Here is an 18,721-nt window from a genome sequence, read left to right on the forward strand (position 1 = left end):
CCCGTGGCCGCGCCCGCCGCCGCGCCGGTCGCCGGCGTGACCGGCGCCGCCGCCCACGCCAGCCCCTCGGTGCGCAAGTTCGCGCGCGAACTTGGCGTGGACGTTTCGCGCGTGCCGGGCACCGGACCCAAGGGCCGCATCACCCAGGACGACGTGCAGGGTTACGTCAAGGGCGTGATGACCGGGCTGACCGCGGCTCCGGCACAAGCCGCTGCCGCGCCGGCCGGTGGCGGTGGCGAGCTGAACCTGCTGCCGTGGCCGAAGGTGGATTTCACCCGTTTCGGCGACGTGGAAAGCAAGCCGCTGTCGCGCATCAAGAAGCTCTCCGGTGCGAACCTGCATCGCAACTGGGTGATGATTCCGCACGTCACCAACCACGACGAAGCTGACATCACCGACCTCGAAGCCTTCCGCGTGCAGCTCAACAAGGAATACGAGAAGCAGGGCATCAAGGTCACCATGCTGGCCTTCATGATCAAGGCTGCCGTGGCGGCGCTGAAGAAATTCCCCAATTTCAACGCCTCGCTCGACGGCGACAGCCTGGTGCTGAAGAAGTACTTCAACATCGGTTTTGCCGCTGATACGCCGAATGGCCTGGTGGTGCCGGTCATCAAGAACGCCGACAAGAAGGGCGTGATCGAGATCGGCCAGGAAATGAACGAGCTGGCCAAGCTGGCGCGCGACGGCAAGTTGAAACCGGACCAGATGCAAGGCGGCTGCTTCTCGATCTCCTCGCTGGGCGGGATCGGCGGCACGTATTTCACGCCGATCATCAACGCGCCTGAAGTGGCCATCATGGGCGTTTGCAAGTCGTACCAGAAGCCGGTGTGGGATGGTAAGCAATTCGTGCCGCGCCTGACGCTGCCGCTGTCGCTGTCGTGGGATCACCGCGTCATCGACGGTGCGGAGGCGGCCCGCTTCAATACCTACTTCGGGCAACTGCTGGCCGATTTCCGCCGCATCCTGCTGTAAGGCGGGCAGGGTGCGCCCGGCCCTCGCGGCCGTGCGCGCCCTCTGCCAGACGTCTGCAACCTGCCGTCCGGAAAACAGGAAGGAAGCGAGTCCATGACTACCTGCGTTGTCGTCAAGAAGGCCGGCGAGGTGGCAATTGCCGCCGACGCACTGGTGACGTTTGGCGACACCCGGCTCACGCGTGCCTACGAGCGCAACCAGAAGGTGTTTCCCGTGGGGGACAGCTTTGTCGCGCTCGCGGGCACCACCGCCCATTTTCCGGTCATGCGCAGCCTGCTGGCCGGGCTGGGCGAGGATTGCCGCCTGGGCTCGCGCGACGACGTCTTCCGGACTTTTCTCAAGGTGCATGAAAAACTCAAGAACGAGTATTTCATCAACACCAAGGAAGATGAGGACGATCCCTACGAGTCCTCGCAGATCGTGTGCCTCATCGCCAATCCGGCGGGCATATTCGGTGTCTATTCGTACCGCGAAGTCTTTTCGTTCGACCGTTTCTGGGGCATTGGCTCGGGGCGCAACTACGCGCTGGGCGCCATGCACGCGGTCTACGACCAGCCGGGCCTGAACGCCGGGGAGATTGCGCGGATCGGCGTGGATGCAGGCGTGGAGTTCGACAAGAGTTCGGCAGGTCCGGTCGAAGTGCAGGTGGTACGGCTCGGTGACACGGCCGGCGACGGCGCAATCAATAACGATGGCGCGGCCCGTATCTGAAGCGGGGCGCGTTCTTGAGGAGCAAAACATGAGTGTGATCGAAGTCCAGGTGCCGGATATCGGCGATTTCGACGCGGTGGAAGTGATCGAAGTGCTGGTCAAGGCTGGCGATACGGTCGAGCAGGAACAGTCGCTGATCGTGCTCGAGTCGGACAAGGCCAGCATGGACGTGCCTTCGTCTGCGGCCGGCAAGGTGCTCGAGGTGCGTATCAAGGTGGGCGACAAGGTCGCCAAGGGCGCGGTGATCTGCACGCTGGAAAGCGAAGCCGCCGCCAAGCCGGCAGCCGCGCCGGCACCGGCCCCTGCGGCCGCTCCCGCGCCGGTCGCTGCTCCGGCTGCCGCACCCGTGGCGGCCTCGCATTCGGGCAGCGCGGACATCACTTGCGACATGCTGGTGCTCGGCGCTGGCCCTGGCGGCTATTCGGCTGCCTTCCGCAGCGCCGACCTCGGCATGAATACCGTGCTGGTCGAGCGCTACGGCACGCTCGGCGGCGTCTGCCTGAACGTCGGCTGCATCCCGTCCAAGGCGTTGCTGCACAACGCCGCCGTAATCGACGAAGCCAAGGCGCTGGCGGCGCACGGCATCCTGTTCGGCGAAGCCAAGATCGACCTCGACGGCCTGCGCCACTACAAGGAAACCGTGGTCGGCAAGCTGACCGGCGGCCTGTCCGGCATGGCCAAGGCGCGCAAGGTGCAGGTCGTGCGCGGCGTTGGCACATTCCTGGATCCGCATCACCTCGAGGTGCAGGAAACCGAAGGCGACGCCAAGCAGACCACCGGCAAGAAGACCGTGATCCGCTTTGAGAAGGCCGTCATCGCAGCCGGTAGCCAGGCGGTCAAGCTGCCGTTCATCCCCGAGGATCCGCGCATCGTCGACTCCACCGGCGCGCTTGAGCTGCCCGAGGTGCCGAACAAGATGCTGGTGATCGGCGGCGGCATCATCGGGCTGGAAATGGCCACGGTGTACAGCACGCTGGGCGCCAATATCGATGTTGTCGAAATGCTCGATGGGCTGATGCAGGGTGCCGACCGCGACCTGGTCAAGGTCTGGGACAAGATGAACAAGAAGCGCTTCGACAAGGTCATGCTCAAGACCAGGACGGTCGGCGTGGAAGCGAAGCCGGACGGTATTTACGTCAGGTTCGAAGGCGAGCAGGCCCCGGCCGAGCCGCAACGCTACGACCTGGTGCTGGTGTCGGTGGGCCGCGTGCCCAACGGCAAGCGCATCGGCGCCGAGAAGGCGGGCGTGGCGGTGACGGACCGCGGCTTTATCGACGTCGACAAGCAGATGCGCACCAATGTGCCGCACATCTTTGCCATTGGCGACATCGTCGGCCAGCCCATGCTGGCTCACAAGGCGGTGCATGAGGCGCACGTCGCGGCCGAGGCAGCGCACGGCGAGAAGGCGTACTTCGACGTCAAGCAGATCCCATCGGTGGCCTACACCGATCCGGAAGTGGCCTGGGCCGGCGTGACGGAAGACCAGTGCAAGGCGCAAGGCATCAAGTACAGCAAGAGCGTGTTCCCATGGGCCGCTTCGGGCCGTGCCATTGCCAACGGCCGCGACGAGGGCTTTACCAAGCTGATCTTCGACGAGGAAACCCACCGCATCATCGGCGGCGGCATCGTCGGCATGCATGCCGGCGACCTGATCAGCGAAGTCTGCCTGGCCGTCGAGATGGGCGCCGATGCGGTGGATATCGGAAAGACGATCCACCCGCACCCGACGCTGGGCGAGTCCATCGGCATGGCTGCCGAGATCTACGAAGGCGTCTGCACCGACGTGCCGCCGCCGCGCAAGCGTTAAGCGGCCAGCATCTGCCACGCATCGAGGCCCGCCGCACGGCGGGCCTTTTTGTCACCAGATTCGCAATTAACCGCCAAGTTTTTCCGGCCACCCACTTGTGGCTTCGCCAGCCAAACCCCGCTTGCAGCAGAGGAGGGCCGTGGCAGGCCGTGGATCGGCAAATAACCGGTTTGACGCGAAGGATGGATGCTGCCAGGCACCGGTGCCGCATCGCGCGGAGGCTGAAATCGGCGCCGTCGGCCCGCCGCGGGCAAAAAAAATCCCGGCACATAGCCGGGAATGAATCGATATTGGAATACAAGGAAACCAGATACCGAGGAGACATCGTTAGAGGGCAGGGCGGCTTGGTTGCCGTCCGTGCTGCCTTCGTTGGCAAAATGCGCTGGCCGTGCCAGGCGCGCTTTGCCAACGAACCGGCCGAAGCCGGTCCGTTGTGCTGCCTGCGCTAGTTAGGCGGCGGCGGGGGCGGCCTTCTTGGTCGCGGTGCGAGCCGTTGCGCTGGCTTGCTGGGCGGCCTTGGTGGCGGCGCTGGCGGCTGCCTGGAAGTTGCTTTCGGCGATTTCAACAGCTTGCTTGGTGGCCTTCTGGACCGACTCGTAAGCGTTGTTGGCGGCGCTGATCGCGGACTTCACGATGGCAACGGTCGACTCGGAGCCGGCCGGGGCATTCTTGGCGAGGTTCTCGACCAGGGCTTGCACCTTCTTCGAGTTTTCGGCCAGTTGGGATTCGGCAACCTTGGTGAATTCCGACTGGGTTTCCGAGGCGATTTCGTACAGGTGGCGGCTATAGGCCAAGGCCTTTTCGGCAACCGGCTGGATCAGCGAGGACTGGATGGCCAGGAATTCCTGGGCGTCCTTCGCCGACAGGGCCTTCTTGGCGTTGTCCACGTTTTCAGCGAACGTGGCCTTGACCACTTGCAGGTTCAGTTCGACCAGCTTCTCAACGCCTTCGAAGGCTTTGGTGGTCAGGCCAAACAGGGTTTCGAGATTGGCTTTTTGCGCTGCGGCGACTTGTTCCGGGGTGAAGCTCATGCTGGTCTCCAATAATGAAGTTCAATGTCAGACAAAATTAGGCCGCCCAGATGTCAAAGCCATGACGACGTCACTGCTTTTCGTCAGCCAGCCCCAGGCGTTTGGGGGTTGCCGGCGCCTCCGCTTGCTCTGCAAAACCGATGGTGCGCCGCAACAATTCCAATTGTAGGGAAAAGAAAAACGGTGTCAAGAATTTCTTGTGCGATGCACAAATAAGTCCGGCCGAAGTCGCCGGAAGTCGACCTGATGCCACATATCGCGCCGCCAGAGTTGCGGATTTACGCCAGTTCGGGCGCGGGAAGGGCGGTCCTGGTCGCGTACCTTCGCGCCGGCTCAGTGCTACCATCGCGGTCTGCCCGAGTCGGTGCTGCCCAAGCGCGTGCAACGCAGCGGCCGATGCGCCACGGCCCTGTTGCCGGGACCAGCGGCCTGCCGGCCAGATGTCCGCCCCAAGTCAATCCCCATGCTCGCCTTCTACGCCGACCACTTTGTCCTGCCCCTGCCCGATGGCCATCGCTTTCCGATGCGCAAGTACAGCATGTTGAGGGAGACGGTTGAGCGGGAAGTGGCGGGCCTGACGCTGGCCGAGGCCCCGCGTGCCGGAGACGATGCCTTGCTGCTGGCGCATACCCCGGAATATGTGGCCAGCGTCTCCCGGGGCGCACTGGACCCTGCGCGCCAGCGCGAGATCGGGTTTCCGTGGTCCGATGCCATGGTCGAGCGATCGCGGCGCTCGGCCGGCGCCACCATCGAGGCATGCCGCACCGCGCTGCGCGAGGGCATTTCAGTGAACCTGGCGGGCGGGACGCATCATGCTTATGCGGACAAGGGCGGCGGCTTCTGCGTTTTCAACGATGCGGCGATCGCGGCACGCCAGCTGCGCCGCGACGGCCGGGTGGAGCGCGTGGCGGTGGTGGACCTCGATGTGCACCAGGGCAACGGGACTGCTGCCATCCTGCGCGACGACCCCTTCGTGTTCACGCTGTCCCTCCACGGCGAAAAAAACTATCCCTTTCGCAAGGAAGCCAGCGACCTCGACGTGGCGCTGCCAGATGGCTGCGACGACGAGGCTTACGCCGCGGCGTTGCAGGGCGCGCTCGAAACCCTGTTCGCGCGCTTCTCTCCGGATCTGATCATTTACCTGGCAGGCGCCGATCCCCATGAGGGCGATCGGCTGGGCCGCCTGAAGCTCACGCTCGCCGGACTGGCCAGGCGCGATCGCCTGGTGTTTGACGCGGCCCTGACGCGGGGGCTGCCGATCGCTGTGGCGATGGCTGGCGGCTACGGCAACCAGATCGAGGACACCGTGGCGGTGCATGCGCAGACCATCGCGCTCGCCGCTGAATATCACGAGCGTTATGCCCGGCGCGAAAAGCCGGACGCGTTCGCGCCTGCCGGCCATATCAGGGTGGCACAGCAATGAGCGCAATCAGCCAAGTCCGCGCGACGCGCGGCACCCTTTGGATGGCCGCCATGCCGTGGCTGTTCGTGGTGATCTGGAGTACCGGCTTTATCGTGGCCAAGTACGGCATGCCGCATGCCGAGCCGATGACCTTCCTGTTCCTGCGCTTTGTCGGCGTGCTGGTGCTGATGGTGCCCTTCGTGGTGGTGGCGCGGGTGCCCTTGCCGCAGCGTGCCGGCGCCACTGACTGGCGCACGGTGGGGCATATCGCCCTGGCGGGGCTGTTCCTGCAGGCGGGCTATCTCGGCGGCGTTTGGGCAGCGGTCAAACTCGGCATGCCGGCGGGTGTTTCCGCCCTGATCGTCGGCATGCAGCCGATCCTGACCGCGCTGGCGGCTTCGCGCATGGGCGAGACCATCGGACGGCGCCAGTGGCTGGGGCTGGCGCTGGGCATCGTGGGCGTGGGCCTGGTGGTGGCCAACAAGCTGTCGGCCAGTGGGCTGTCCGCGCCGAGCCTGCTGCTTGCCGTGGGTGCCTTGTTCTCGATCACCTTCGGTACGCTGTACCAGAAGCGCTATTGCCCGATGTTCGACCTGCGCATGGGTTCCGTGATCCAGTTCGCGGCGGCGGCGCTGGCCTGCCTGCCCTTCATGTTTCTTACCGAGACCCGCCACGTCGAGTGGAACGCCGAGATGTTCGGCGCGCTGGCCTGGTCGGTGGTGGCGCTGTCAATCGGCGCGATTTCGCTGCTGTTCCTGTTGATCCGGGAGGGCGCGGCCACCAAGGTGTCCAGCCTGATGTATCTCACGCCGCCGACCACCGCCGTCATGGCGTGGCTGCTGTTCGGCGAGAGTTTTCCGCCGCTGGCAGCACTTGGCATGGCCCTCGCCGCTGGCGGCGTGGCCCTTGTGATTCGCCGCTGATCTTCCTCTTGCGTGCTTCCGATGAAACCGACTGCCGATACCCGTAGTGCCTACCGTCATTTCCAGCCGATCACCACGCGCTGGATGGACAACGACGTCTATGGCCACGTCAACAACGTCATCTACTACAGTTATTTCGATACCGTTGTGAACACTTACCTGATCCGGCAGGGCGTGCTCGATATCGAGGCTGGCGACACCATCGGGCTGGTGATCGAAACGCAATGCAACTACTTCGCAGCGCTTAGCTTCCCCGACACCGTGGTGGCCGGGCTGCGCGTGGCGCGGCTGGGCAACTCGAGCGTGCGCTACGAAGTGGGCCTGTTCCGCAATGACGACGACGTCGCTGCGGCGCAAGGTCATTTCGTCCATGTCTATGTGGATCGCGCCACGCGGCGGCCGGTACCGCTGCCGCCTGCGCTGCGCAATGCCTTGCAGGCGCTGGTGTGCGAATCCGCGGACGCCGGTGCCTGATCGGGGCAGGGCACAGACACATGAAGGAGTTGACTGTCATGGATTCGCAGCACAAGCGGGACACCTCCCTGGTAGACCAGGCCATCATCACGCGCCGCTCGGTGCGCGCTTTTCTTGATACGCCGGTGCCGCACGATGTGGTCAACGAGATCCTGGCGGTGGCCAGCCGGGCGCCTTCCGGCACCAACGCCCAGCCGTGGCGGGTCTATGTGCTGAGCGGCGATGCCAAGCTGAAATTGTCCGCCGACGTGTTGACCGCCTACGACGATCCGCAGCGCGACAGCAAGTACCGGGAAGAGTATCCCTACTATCCGCGCGCGTGGGTGGCGCCGTATATCGACCGCCGGCGCAAGGTGGGCTGGGACCTGTACAGCCTGCTGCAGATCAGCCGCGAGGACAAGGCGCGCATGCACGCGCAGCACTCCCGCAATTTCACCTTCTTCGGTGCGCCGGTGGGCATGATCTTCACCATCGACCGCATCCTGGAGCTGGGTAGCTGGCTGGATTACGGCATGTTTCTGCAGAGCATCATGGTGGCAGCCCGGGCGCGTGGGCTGGATACCTGCCCGCAGGCGGCTTTCACCCAGTTCCACGCGGTCATTGCCAATCACTTGCGCCTGCCGGCGGACGAGATGGTGGTCTGCGGCATGGCCCTGGGGTATGCCGACCCCGCGGCCATAGAGAATACCCTTAGTACGGAACGTGAACCTGTAAGCGGGTTCGCACGTTTCTTGTCGTAAGTCTCGTTGGCTGCGAGCTATATTTCATGCATGAGCCGGCTGCGGTCCGGTTGGCTCGGAGGGCGCCGATGAGCGGGCAAGAAGGGCGATCCGCTGTGGAATTACCACAGTCCACGTCGGTCTTGCTGCACGTGTCATGTGATGAATGCGTTGTTTTTTTCGCGATGTGGAATTGTTTGCAAATCGAACTTTAAAGAGGCTTCGTAAGTCTTTAATCTTGCTAACAATTTCTTTTTTTCCTAAACTGGCGCAATCCAAGTTGCGCGCTGAATGAATCATGTTCCGGTCTGATTCCCCCCTATTGTTTCGATTCTTCGGCTCTACCCCTCTTACATCGGTCGCGGCCTCTGTGCTGCTGACCGTTTCCATGCTGGCCGCTCCTGCGGTCGATGCCGCGACGAAATCGTCGGACACCGCAAAAACCAGCAAAAAGTCGGCAAAAGTCACCAAGTCCGAGAAAAAGTCGGCAAGTACCTCCTCTAAATCCGCGAAAACCAAGCAGGTCGCCAGCAGTGGCAAGGCCGAGCACGTCACTACACGCAAGGTCGTGGTGCTGAAGAACGGCAAACGCCAGGTCGTGGCACAACGCCAGGCTGCACCGGTTCGCGCGGCCTTCATCCCCGCGAAACCCTCGCTGGGTGAGGCGCTCGGCCTGCGTGACACGGAGGATGCGCTCGCGCTGCGCTCCAGCGTGGCGCTGGTGATGGACCAGAACTCCAACGAAGTGCTGTTCCAGAAGAACGCCGCCGCGGTGCTGCCGATCGCCTCGATCACCAAGCTGATGACCGCGCTGGTGGTGATGGACGCGCGCCAGCCGATGGATGAGGTTCTCACCATCAACGAGGAAGACCGCGACAATGAGAAGCACAGCAGTTCGCGTCTGCGGTTCGGTGCGCAGCTGAGCCGCCAGGAAGCGCTGCTGCTGGCCCTGATGTCCTCGGAGAATCGGGCGGCATCGGTGCTGGGCCGCAGCTATCCGGGCGGCCTGCCGGCGTTTGTGCAGGCCATGAACCGCAAGGCGCGCGAGCTCGGCATGAACGACAGCCACTTCGTCGATTCGAACGGCTTGTCGAGCAGCAATGTCTCGAGCGCGATGGACCTTGTGCGCATGGTCAACGCGGCGTACCGCAATCCCACCATCCGCGAGTACTCCACGCAGACCGAGTATGAGGTCAACGTGCTCGGGCGTACCCAGCACTACGTCAGCACCAACCGCCTGGTGCGCGGCGGCAACTGGGATATCGGCCTGCAGAAGACCGGCTTTATCTCCGAGGCTGGCCAGTGCCTGGTGATGCAGGCGAAGGTGAACGGCCGCAATGTGGTGATGGTGTTCCTGGATTCGGTTGGCAAGCTGTCGCGCTTTGCCGATGCCAACCGCGTCAAGGACTGGCTGGAACACGTGCAAACGGGTCCCGGCCGCCCTTTTCCGTCCTCCCCTAACCTGACGCAGGGGCCAGGTTCCCCCCAGGCTATCCTTACCGCCCAGCAGCCACGCGGCATCTGACGGCGGAGCCGCAATGACCCGGCACCCACGGACCTGAGGTCATGAAAAACGCGCCGTTCCCGGCGCGTTTTTTCGTTGCGCGCCGCGGCGCGCCCGGCACCTACAGCAGCTTGCCCGGGTTCATGATGCCGGCCGGGTCCAGCAATTGCTTGATGCCCCGCATCAGGCGCAGTTCGAGCGGGTCCTTGAGGCGCAGGAAATCATCGCGCTTGAGCTGGCCGATGCCATGCTCGGCGCTGATGCTGCCGCCGTAGCGCGCGACCTCGTCCAGCACCTCGGCGGTCAGTGCCTTGCCGTGCAGAGCGGTCCAGTCGCGATCCGCGCCCGCCGGACGCGACAGGTTGTAGTGCAGGTTGCCGTCGCCGAAGTGCCCGAAGATGAAGGGGCGGATGCTGGGGCTGACGGACTTGAGGCGCGTCTCCATCGATGCCATGAAGGCGGGGATCTGCTCGATCGGCAGTGAGACATCGTGCTTCAGGTGCGGCCCGTCGGCGCGCTGCGCCTCGGAGATTTCCTCGCGAAGTTTCCACAGGCTCTGCAATTGCGCCAGCGAAGCGGAGACCGCGGCATCCAGGCACAACTCGCGCTCCAGCGCTTCCCCGATCACGCGTTCGAGCAGCGTATTGAGGGCCTCTTCGTCCGTGGTGTCGGCCAGTTCCACCAGCACGTAGGCGGGATGGCGCTGGGCGAACGGCTCCTGTACGCCTTCCGCATGCCTGAGCACCAGGTCGACGCAATCGCCGGTAAAGAACTCAAAGGCTTGCAGGCGCGCGCCACACTGGGCGAACAGCAGCTCGAAAAGCTCCAGCGCCTGCAGGGGCGACGCCACCGCGGCCAGCACCACCGAGCGCGCATCGGTGCGCGGAAACAGGCGCAGCGCCGCGGCGGTGATCACGCCGAGCGTGCCCTCGGAGCCGATCAGCAATTGTTTGAGATCGTAGCCGGTGTTGTCCTTGCGCAAGGCGCGCAGCCCGTGAAAGATCTCGCCGTTGGGCAGCACGGCCTCGATGCCCAGCACCAGTTCACGCGTCATGCCATAGCGCACCACATTGACACCGCCAGCATTGGTAGCAAGGTTGCCGCCGATCTGGCAGGAGTCCTCGGCCGCCAGGCTGAGCGGCAGCAGGCGATGCGCTTCCTGGGCGGCGCGCCGCAGGTTGCCCAGGATGCAGCCCGCTTCCGCGACCATCGTGTTGGCGATGGTATCGATCGAACGGATCGCGTTCATGCGGTCCATGCTCAGCACCACGTTGACCGGACTGCTGTCAGGCGCGGCGCCGCCGCACAGGCCGGTATTGCCGCCGCGCGGCACCACCGGCACCGCGGCCTGCTGGCACAGCGCCAGGCAGCGGGCCACCTCGTCCACCGAGCGTGGCCGTACCACGGCTTGCGCATTGCCACGGTAAAGGCCGCGCCAGTCGGCGAGCCAGGGCGCGACCTGGTCGGGCTCGGTGGCAACCACGTCGGGGCCCAGTGTTTCGATCAGGCGGGGCAGGAAGGCTGTATTTTGCATGGTGGTTCTTCTGGAGAGGCGGTGCGGCTCAGGCCGCTGAATGGGATGGTTCCTGCCCGGCTGCGGGGGACTCGGCGCGCGCGTGCGGCCGCAGGCCCAGGCGCGCCGCCGCGCCCTGCAGATGGGACACGGCAGCGGCGCGCGCCAGTTCCGGGTCGCCGGCACGGATCGCGTGGAAGAGGGCCAGGTGCTCCTGGTGGACTTGTTCGGACAGGCCATCCTGCTGGCGCGTATTCAGCCGTGCCACATGCACGGCCTGGTGCAATTGCAGGTTCAGGTATTGGAGCAGTTGCAGGTAGTACTTGTTGTGCGTGGCGGTGGCGATTGCCACATGGAAGGCGGTGTCAGCCTCCACGCTGCGGTGAGGATCGTGCAGTTGCGCCGCCAGCCGCTCCAGCAGCGATTGCATCTCAGCGACATCCTGCGCGGTGCGCCGTTGCGCGGCCAGCGCGGCAGCAGCGCTCTCGAGGTCGAGCCGCAGTTCGTAGATGCTCGCCAGTTCGTCGCGATCGATGTCCATCTCACGTGGCAACTGGAAACCGGCATTGCCCACGCGGGAGCGCACCGTGCTGCCCACGCCCTGACGGCTTTCGATCAGGCCCTGGGAGCGCAGGTGTTCGGTCACCTCGCGGATGACGGCCGGGCTCACGCCGTAGTGCCCGGCAAGCTGCTTGCCGGTCGGCAGGCGGGCGCCAACGGGGTAAGTGCCGTTAGCGATCTCGGCGCGCAGTTGCTGGGTCACCTGTTCGGTGAGGGTGATGGCTTTGGTACGCATGCCCGGCAGGATATCGCTATTCAGGTTATCTGAAAACTAAGTGTAAACCCTTGTCGTTGCGGATCGATGCATGAATGGGGGAAATGGGGTTAAGCGTGCCGCCGGCGATTGAGGATCAATGACTGCCAAGCGGCAACCAGGCGGCAGGCGTCAGCGGAAAAGCAGGATAGCGGGGTGAAGGCGGTGCCGGGACCGGGCGGGAAGGGTGTCCCGCCTATCCCTCACCCCTGCGGGGCTCAGGCGGCCACGTCGGTCGCGTAGCCCATGCCGCGCGAGATCTGCAGCGCGGTTTCCTTCAGGTTCTGCAGCCAGCTGTCCTGCAGGCGGTCGGCCGGGGCCGACAGCGAGAGCCCGGCAACCAGCCGGCGCGAATCGTCGTAGATGCCGGCTGCAATGCAGCGCACGCCGAGTTCCAGTTCCTCGTTGTCGCGCGCGTAGCCGTTCGTGCGGACCCAGTTGAGTTCGCGTTCCAGCTTGATCAGGTCCGTGATCGAGGTGCGCGTATGGCCGGCCAGCCCGGTGCGGGTGGCATAGTTGCGCACCCGCGCGACTTCATCGGCCGCCAGGAACAGTTTGCCCACGGAGGTCAGGTGCAGCGGCGCCCGTCCACCAATGGCGCGCACCACCTGCATGCCGGAGCGTTCGCTGTACGCCCGCTCGATGTAGACGATCTCATCGCCCTGGCGCACAGACAGGTTGACGGTCTGGCCCGTTACGCGATGCAGCGCGCGCATCGGCGCCAGTGCCGCGTCGCGTACCGACAGGCGGGCCTTGACCAGGTTGCCCAGTTCCAGCAACCGCATGCCAAGCCGATAGCTGCCGGGATCGGAGCGGTCGACGAAACGGCAGGCCACCATATCGTTGAGGATGCGGTGCGCCGTGGAGGGGTGCAGGCCGGTGGTCAACGACAGTTCTTTCAGGCTGACCGGGTCAGCATGCTGGGCTAGCGCATCCAGCAAGGTCATCATGCGCTCGATGACCTGGATGGATGTCTTTCCTGGTGCTTTGTCTGCTTCTGCCATGGGGAAATGTTGCCGTGCGGCAAATTAAGCGGTTGCCTGATTCTATCTCGCATTGTGAAAATTTCAATAGGTGAAATGACATTACCGAAAGAAACTTCAGGTTCTTTCGATGACGGATGTGCCGGGAAAGGCATGCAAAAATGCAGTGAATTCACCCGCGCCATGAACGCTTTTGTATGCCGCACGGTGCGCAAGAGCGCATAATTGCGGGGTTTCGGGGTCTGGAAAAGGGAAACAATGCGAGTCGGTCTGTTCGCCACCTGCCTGGTGGACCTCATGCGTCCGGAAATCGGCTTCTCGGTGCTCAAGCTGCTTGAGAAGGCGGGTTACGAAGTGATGGTGCCCGAGGCCCAGACCTGTTGCGGGCAGCCTGCGTACAACTCGGGCGAACGCGCCGGAGCGCGCGATCTGGCGGAGAAATTCCTGCGCGAGTTCGAGATGTTCGACTACGTGGTGATCCCGTCGGGCTCATGCGGCGGCATGGTGCTGCATCACTACGCCGACCTGCTGGGCGACGATCCCGAACTCAATGGCCGCTATGAGGGCTTGCGCTCGCGCGTGTTCGAGCTGACCGACTTCCTGGCCAACGTGGCCAAGCTGGGCGAATTCGATTCCAGGTTCGCCGGCCGCATTACCTACCATGACTCCTGCTCCGGCCTGCGCGAACTCGGCGTCAAGAGCCAGCCGCGCGCCTTGCTGGCGCAATTGCCGGGCGTGCAGTTGAGCGAGATGAAGGACTGCGAGGCTTGCTGCGGATTCGGCGGCACCTTCTCGGTCAAGTACGGCAATATCTCGACAGCCATCGTCGACGAGAAATGCGCCAACATCAAGGCTAGCGGCGCCGATGCCGTGGTGCTGGGCGACCTTGGCTGCATGCTCAATATCGAAGGGCGCCTGCGCCGGACCGGCGACACACGTACCCAGGTGCTGCACATCGCGCAAGTGCTCGCCGGCGACGCCTGAGCCCGGGCGGACGAAAAACAAACCTTGGCGAGATCCCCGCTATGCAAGTTCGCAGCATGGAATTCAAGGCGCGCGCGGGCCAGAAACTGGCCGACCAGCGCCTGCAGCAGAACCTCAAGAAGCTCTCCACCAAGTTCGTGACGGCGCGCGCCGATGCCATTCGCGACATCGATTTCGATGCCACGCGCGAGGCGCTCAAGGAGCGACGTGACCGCGCGTTGCAGAACCTCGATGTCTGGCTGGCCACTTTCGAGGAAAACGCCACGCGCCGCGGCGCCACCGTGCTGTTTGCCGAAACCACCGCGGATGCCGCGCGGCTGGTGGCGGAGATCGCGCAGAAGCATGGCGTCAAGAAGGTCATCAAGAGCAAATCGATGGTGACCGAGGAAATGCGCCTGAACCAGGTGCTTGGCGAGATGGGCGTGCAGAGCATCGAGACCGACCTCGGTGAGTACATCCTGCAGATCAATGACGCGGAGCCGCCGTCGCACATCATCGCCCCGGTGGTGCACAAGGACAAGGAAGAGATCGCCGACCTGTTTGCCAGGGTGCACCACAAGCCGCGCCTGACCGATATCCCCGCGATGACGCGCGAGGCGCGCGAAGTGCTGCGGCCGGAATTCCTGTCGGCCGACATGGGCGTGACCGGCGGCAACTTCATCATTGCCGAAACCGGATCGGTGGCGGTGGTGACCAACGAAGGCAACGAGGGCATGTGCACGGTGATGCCACGGGTGCACGTAGCCGTGACCGGCATAGAGAAAGTGCTGCCGACGCTGGAAGACCTGGCCACTGTGATGCGGCTGTTGCCGCGCTCGGCTACCGGGCAGGCGATCTCCAACTATTTCTCGCTGCTGACCGGCCCGCGTGCCGAGGGCGAGCGCGATGGTCCCGAGCATATGTATTTCGTGCTGGTCGACGGCGGGCGCAGTGGCCTGATCGGGGGCGACTTCCAGGACATGCTGCGCTGCATCCGCTGCGGCGCCTGCATGAACCACTGCCCGGTTTACCAGAAGATCGGTGGCCATGCCTATGGCTGGGTTTATCCTGGCCCGATGGGCAGCGTGCTGACGCCGAGCTATACGGGCCTGGCCAACGCGCTGGATCTGCCACAGGCAGCCACGCTGTGCGGCGAATGCAACCGCGTGTGCCCGGCTTCCATCCCGTTATCGGACCTGTTGCGCAAGCTGCGGGAGAAACAGATGGAACGCGGCCTGCGCCCCTGGCAGGAGCGGTTCGGGCTGCAGGTGTGGGGCTACGTGGCGCGCCGTCCGGCACTCTATGCCTTCGCCACCCGCATCGGCGCGCGCCTGCTCTCGCGCATGGGCGGCAGCAGCAAGCTGATCGCCAGGCTGCCGATGGCAGGCCGGGGCTGGACGGAGACCCGCGACCTGCCCGCACCGAGCGGACGGACGTTCCGCGAACTCTACAAGGAAAGGAGGGCCCGTTGATGGCCACGACCACTGACAACGCGCCGGCGCTGGCGGCCATGCGCGCAGCGCTTGAACAACATATCGGCGGCCAGCTCGCCGCCGATGGCCTGGTGCGCAGCTGGCGCGAGGCAGCGCCCACGCTGGTATTGCCGCCGATGTTCGGGCAGGCGATGGAAGAGTTGCTGCGCCGGCTGGAGATGTCGGCGGTGTTCGCGCAGGACAGCTGCTCGTTTTCGAGTTCGGCGGTGACCGACCAGCTAAAGCGCTGGCTGGACAAGGCGGCCACGGCCTGAACGTGGCTGGCCCGGAAAGCAGAAGGCCCCCGCCGAGACGGGGGCCTTCTGCGTTTTGGCCGGGGCTCAGCCTAGCAGCAACGCATCGTCATCCAGTTGCTCATGCCGTGTCTGCTCGAACATGCGCAGCAGATCCGGCACGTCCAGCCCGGCGCGCTGATCGCCCGACACGTCCAGCACCACCTGGCCCTGGTGCAGCATCACCGTGCGCTGCCCGTAGTCCAGCGCCTGGCGCATGCTGTGCGTGACCATCATGGTGGTGAGCTTGGCTTCCTCCACGATCTTGGCGGTCAGCTCCAGCACGAAGGCTGCCGTCTTCGGGTCGAGCGCGGCGGTGTGCTCGTCCAGCAGAAGGATGCGCGAGGGCTGGAGCGAAGCCATCAGCAGGCTCACGGCCTGGCGCTGGCCGCCCGAGAGCAGGCCGATACGGTCCGTCAGGCGATTTTCCAGGCCCAGGTTGAGCAGGCGCAGCTTGTCGCGGAACAGCTCGCGCGAGGGCTTGTTCAGCGCCGCGCGGAAGCCGCGCCGGCTGCCGCGCGCCATGGCCAGCGCCATGTTTTCCTCGATGGTCAGCGCTTCGCAGGTGCCCGCCATCGGGTCCTGGAACACGCGTGCCACCAGCGGGGCACGGTCCCAGGCCGGCTTGCGCGTGACATCGATGTCATCGATGGTGATGCGGCCGGAATCGACCATCTGGTCGCCGCTGATGGCGTTGAGGAAGGTCGACTTGCCCGCGCCATTGGAACCGATCACGGCAACGAACTGGCCGGTCGGGATATCCAGGCTGAGGCCGCGCAGCGCGCGCGTCTCGATCGGGGTGCCGGGATTGAAGGTGAGTTTCAGGTCTTGTGCGCGCAGCATCTCAGGCACCTCCGTTCTTGCGGCCGAACAGCTTCTTGCGGGTTCCCGGCAACACCAGGGCGCCGGTCACCAGTACCGCCGTGACCAGGTTCAGATCTTGCGCCTTGAGGCCGATGAACTCGCTGTTGAGCGCCAGCGCGATGAAGAAGCGGTAGAGGATGGCGCCCAGCACCACGGCCAGCGTGGTGTACACCAGCCGGCGCGCCGGCAGGATGCTCTCGCCGATGATCACCGCGGCCAGGCCGATCACGATGGTGCCGATGCCCATGGAGATATCGGAGCCGCCCTGGGTCTGCGCGAACAGCGCGCCCGCGAGTGCCACCAGTCCGTTGGACAGCGCCATGCCGGCCAGCGTGGCGCGGCCGGTGGCGATGCCCTGGGACCGCGCCATGCGCGGGTTGGCGCCGGTGGCGCGCATTGCCAGGCCGAGCTGCGAGGAGAAGAACCAGTCCAGGCCGAGCTTGGCCACCACCACCACGATCAGCAGCAAGGCCGGGCGCAGCATGTAGTCCGGCAGCCAGTCAGGCTGCAGGATGGTGAAAATGGTGGACTCGGTGATCAGCGGCACGTTGGGCTTGCCCATGATGCGCAGGTTGACCGAGTACAGCGCGATCATCATCAGGATACTGGCGAGCAGGTCCATGATCTTGAGGCGCACATTGAGCCAGCCGGTGATGAAACCGGCAAAGGCCCCCGCCACGATCGCCAGCCCTGTGGCGATGAAGGGATCCTGGCCGGAAGCGATCAGCGTGGCCGCCACGGCGCCGCCCAGCGGGAAGCTGCCGTCGACGGTCAGATCGGGAAAGTTGAGGATGCGGAAGGAGATCAGCACCCCCAGGGCGACGAGGCTGAAGATCAGGCCGATCTCCAGGGCGCCCAGAAGGGAAAAGAGGGACATGGGGAAATCCAGTTGCTATTTCCGGCACGGGAGGCCGGATCAGGAACGCCTGGCGCGCTGCCCGGGTCGGGCGACGCGGTACGGGCGTTCCGGGGGCGGGCCCGGATAGAGCCACCTGCGCGCGAACGCGCAGGGTCAGCGTGCCGTGATTACTTGATGACGGTCTTCGCTTCCTTGACCAGTTCGGGCGACAGCGTCACGCCTTGCTTCTCGGCCGCGCCGGTGTTCACGAACAGCTCCAGCTTGTCGCTGGTTTCCGAAGCGATCGCGCCGGGCTTCTCGCCCTTCAGGATACGCACCACCACCTTGCCGGTCTGATGGCCGAGGTCGCCGTAGTTGATGCCCAGCGCGGCAATGGCGCCACGCTTGACGCTGTCGGTATCGGCAGCCACCAGCGGGATCTTCGACTCGTTGGCGACCTTGACCAGGGCTTCGTACGCCGACACCACGTTGTTGTCGGTGTTGGTGTAGATCACATCGACCTTGCCGATCAGGCTCTTGGCGGCTGCGCCGATGTCGACCGTGCGCGGCGCGGCGGCTTCCTTCAGCGTCAGGCCTTCCTTGGCCAGCATTGCCTTCAGTTCCTTGACCACCACCACCGAGTTGGCTTCACCGGGGTTGTAGACCATGCCAACCGTCTTGGCCTTGGGCACCACGCGCTTGATCAGGGCAACCTGGCGGTCCAGCGGCAGCTTGTCCGACACGCCGGTCACATTGGTGCCCGATGCGCCCCAGCTCTTGACCAGCTGGGCGGCAACCGGGTCGGTCACGCCGGAGTACACCACCGGCACCGACTTGGTGGCGGCCACCACGGCCTGCGCCGACGGCGTGGCGATGGCGACGATCACATTGGGCTGGTCGCCGACGAACTTGCGCGCGATCTGCGCGGCGGTGCCGGTATTGCCCTGTGCGCTCTGGTATTCCCACTTCAGGTTCTTGTCGGCATCGTAGCCGGCGCTCTTCAGTTCGTCGCGCACGCCATCACGGATGGCGTCCAGCGCGGGATGGTCGACGATCGACAGCACCTTGACGGTCTGGGCCTGCACAGCGCCGCCGTACAGCAGCGCGAGGGCCACGGCGCTGCCCAGGATGGTCTTGGTCGATGTCTTGAGACACTTCATAGTATGGATCTCCCCCGGAGTGGGTTCTGGGTAATCAGCCGCTCTTGGTCTTCGATGGGTTTGGTCCGCAGTCCTGCCCGGCGGCGCGTGGCGCCGGCCGGCCGGTCCGTTGCGGGAACGACACACCAGGCGGCAGGCAGGCGGTCGCTGGAGCGCAGCGGATACGACGGCGATAAGCCTGCGAGGATACCATTTCCGAGACGCGATTTGCCCTGTTTTGCCCCGTTTTGCCCTGTTCCAGTGCGCCAGCAGGGCAAAACGGCAGGGGCGGGGGGCGC

General features: G+C 64.7%; 18 protein-coding genes. 11 read left to right on the plus strand and 7 right to left on the minus strand.

Annotated features, from left to right (window positions below; genetic code table 11):
• From CF70_RS02760 to lpdA, 3 genes are all read left to right on the plus strand, one after another.
• On the plus strand, window positions 1-972 hold a 972-nt coding region (locus CF70_RS02760; protein WP_035860035.1), incomplete at its 5' end, for a dihydrolipoyllysine-residue acetyltransferase.
• Window positions 973-1,065: 93 nt separating this feature from the next.
• Window positions 1,066-1,683, plus strand: a complete 618-nt coding sequence (locus tag CF70_RS02765) for an MFS transporter (protein ID WP_035860037.1) — start codon at window positions 1,066-1,068, stop codon at window positions 1,681-1,683.
• Window positions 1,684-1,711: 28 nt separating this feature from the next.
• Window positions 1,712-3,490, plus strand: coding sequence for a dihydrolipoyl dehydrogenase (lpdA, locus tag CF70_RS02770; RefSeq protein ID WP_035860040.1), 1,779 nt, complete (start codon window positions 1,712-1,714; stop codon window positions 3,488-3,490).
• A 449-nt stretch (window positions 3,491-3,939) separates the two neighbouring features.
• On the opposite strand, the gene phaP1 is transcribed toward lpdA, so the two are convergent.
• Window positions 3,940-4,521 (minus strand): TIGR01841 family phasin PhaP1, encoded by a 582-nt coding sequence (phaP1, locus tag CF70_RS02775; RefSeq protein ID WP_035860043.1) that lies wholly within the window; start codon window positions 4,519-4,521, stop codon window positions 3,940-3,942.
• Window positions 4,522-4,984: 463 nt separating this feature from the next.
• Here phaP1 and CF70_RS02780 point away from each other — a divergent pair, with 463 nt between their 5' ends.
• The 5 genes from CF70_RS02780 (at window position 4,985) to pbpG (ending at window position 9,564) form a co-directional block, all read left to right on the plus strand.
• Entirely contained in the window at window positions 4,985-5,944 is a 960-nt protein-coding gene (locus CF70_RS02780) for a histone deacetylase (protein WP_051647999.1), read from the plus strand.
• The gene (locus tag CF70_RS02785) at window positions 5,941-6,846 is read left to right on the plus strand and encodes a DMT family transporter (RefSeq protein WP_035860047.1); all 906 of its coding nucleotides are present in this window, start codon (window positions 5,941-5,943) and stop codon (window positions 6,844-6,846) included. Before CF70_RS02780 ends, CF70_RS02785 begins: the two co-directional genes overlap by 4 nt.
• A gap of 21 nt (window positions 6,847-6,867) precedes the next feature.
• Window positions 6,868-7,320 (plus strand): acyl-CoA thioesterase, encoded by a 453-nt coding sequence (locus CF70_RS02790; RefSeq protein ID WP_035860049.1) that lies wholly within the window; start codon window positions 6,868-6,870, stop codon window positions 7,318-7,320.
• Between the two features lie 38 nt (window positions 7,321-7,358).
• Entirely contained in the window at window positions 7,359-8,060 is a 702-nt protein-coding gene (locus CF70_RS02795; protein ID WP_035860051.1) for a nitroreductase, read from the plus strand.
• Window positions 8,061-8,337: 277 nt separating this feature from the next.
• Window positions 8,338-9,564, plus strand: a complete 1,227-nt coding sequence (gene pbpG, locus CF70_RS02800; RefSeq protein ID WP_081861999.1) for a D-alanyl-D-alanine endopeptidase — start codon at window positions 8,338-8,340, stop codon at window positions 9,562-9,564.
• 100 nt (window positions 9,565-9,664) lie between these two features.
• Here pbpG and CF70_RS02805 read toward each other — a convergent pair whose 3' ends face one another.
• The 3 genes from CF70_RS02805 to CF70_RS02815 all read right to left on the minus strand — a co-directional run bounded on the left by CF70_RS02805 (window position 9,665) and on the right by CF70_RS02815 (window position 12,874).
• Window positions 9,665-11,077 carry an FAD-binding oxidoreductase gene (locus tag CF70_RS02805; protein WP_035860055.1) on the minus strand — a complete coding sequence of 471 codons (1,413 nt, stop codon included), beginning with the start codon at window positions 11,075-11,077 and terminating at the stop codon, window positions 9,665-9,667.
• Window positions 11,078-11,105: 28 nt separating this feature from the next.
• Window positions 11,106-11,852: a FadR/GntR family transcriptional regulator gene (locus tag CF70_RS02810; protein ID WP_035860058.1), complete on the minus strand. Its 747-nt coding sequence runs from the start codon at window positions 11,850-11,852 to the stop codon at window positions 11,106-11,108.
• A gap of 236 nt (window positions 11,853-12,088) precedes the next feature.
• Window positions 12,089-12,874, minus strand: a complete 786-nt coding sequence (locus CF70_RS02815; RefSeq protein ID WP_006155981.1) for an IclR family transcriptional regulator — start codon at window positions 12,872-12,874, stop codon at window positions 12,089-12,091.
• Between the two features lie 237 nt (window positions 12,875-13,111).
• On the opposite strand from CF70_RS02815, the gene CF70_RS02820 reads away from it, so the two are divergent.
• The 3 genes from CF70_RS02820 to CF70_RS02830 are packed head-to-tail and all read left to right on the plus strand — an operon-like array spanning window position 13,112 to window position 15,563.
• On the plus strand, window positions 13,112-13,837 hold the full coding sequence (locus CF70_RS02820; protein WP_035860064.1) for a (Fe-S)-binding protein: 726 nt from the start codon (window positions 13,112-13,114) through the stop codon (window positions 13,835-13,837).
• Between the two features lie 41 nt (window positions 13,838-13,878).
• The gene (locus tag CF70_RS02825) at window positions 13,879-15,288 is read left to right on the plus strand and encodes a LutB/LldF family L-lactate oxidation iron-sulfur protein (RefSeq protein ID WP_035860067.1); all 1,410 of its coding nucleotides are present in this window, start codon (window positions 13,879-13,881) and stop codon (window positions 15,286-15,288) included.
• A complete protein-coding gene (locus tag CF70_RS02830) occupies window positions 15,288-15,563 on the plus strand; it encodes a hypothetical protein (RefSeq protein ID WP_035860070.1) in 276 nt (91 codons plus the stop codon). Before CF70_RS02825 ends, CF70_RS02830 begins: the two co-directional genes overlap by 1 nt.
• A 66-nt stretch (window positions 15,564-15,629) precedes the next feature.
• Here the strand turns inward: CF70_RS02830 and CF70_RS02835 are convergent, their stop codons facing one another.
• The 3 genes from CF70_RS02835 to CF70_RS02845 form a co-directional block, all read right to left on the minus strand.
• Window positions 15,630-16,424: an ABC transporter ATP-binding protein gene (locus tag CF70_RS02835; RefSeq protein WP_035860073.1), complete on the minus strand. Its 795-nt coding sequence runs from the start codon at window positions 16,422-16,424 to the stop codon at window positions 15,630-15,632.
• Between the two features lies 1 nt (window position 16,425).
• The gene (locus CF70_RS02840; RefSeq protein ID WP_035860075.1) at window positions 16,426-17,322 is read right to left on the minus strand and encodes an ABC transporter permease; all 897 of its coding nucleotides are present in this window, start codon (window positions 17,320-17,322) and stop codon (window positions 16,426-16,428) included.
• Window positions 17,323-17,471: 149 nt separating this feature from the next.
• Complete coding sequence (locus tag CF70_RS02845) at window positions 17,472-18,443, minus strand: ABC transporter substrate-binding protein (protein WP_035860078.1); 972 nt, start codon at window positions 18,441-18,443, stop codon at window positions 17,472-17,474.
• Window positions 18,444-18,721 lie beyond the last annotated feature (278 nt).

Source organism: Cupriavidus sp. SK-3 (assembly GCF_000611145.1).
GTDB lineage: Bacteria > Pseudomonadota > Gammaproteobacteria > Burkholderiales > Burkholderiaceae > Cupriavidus.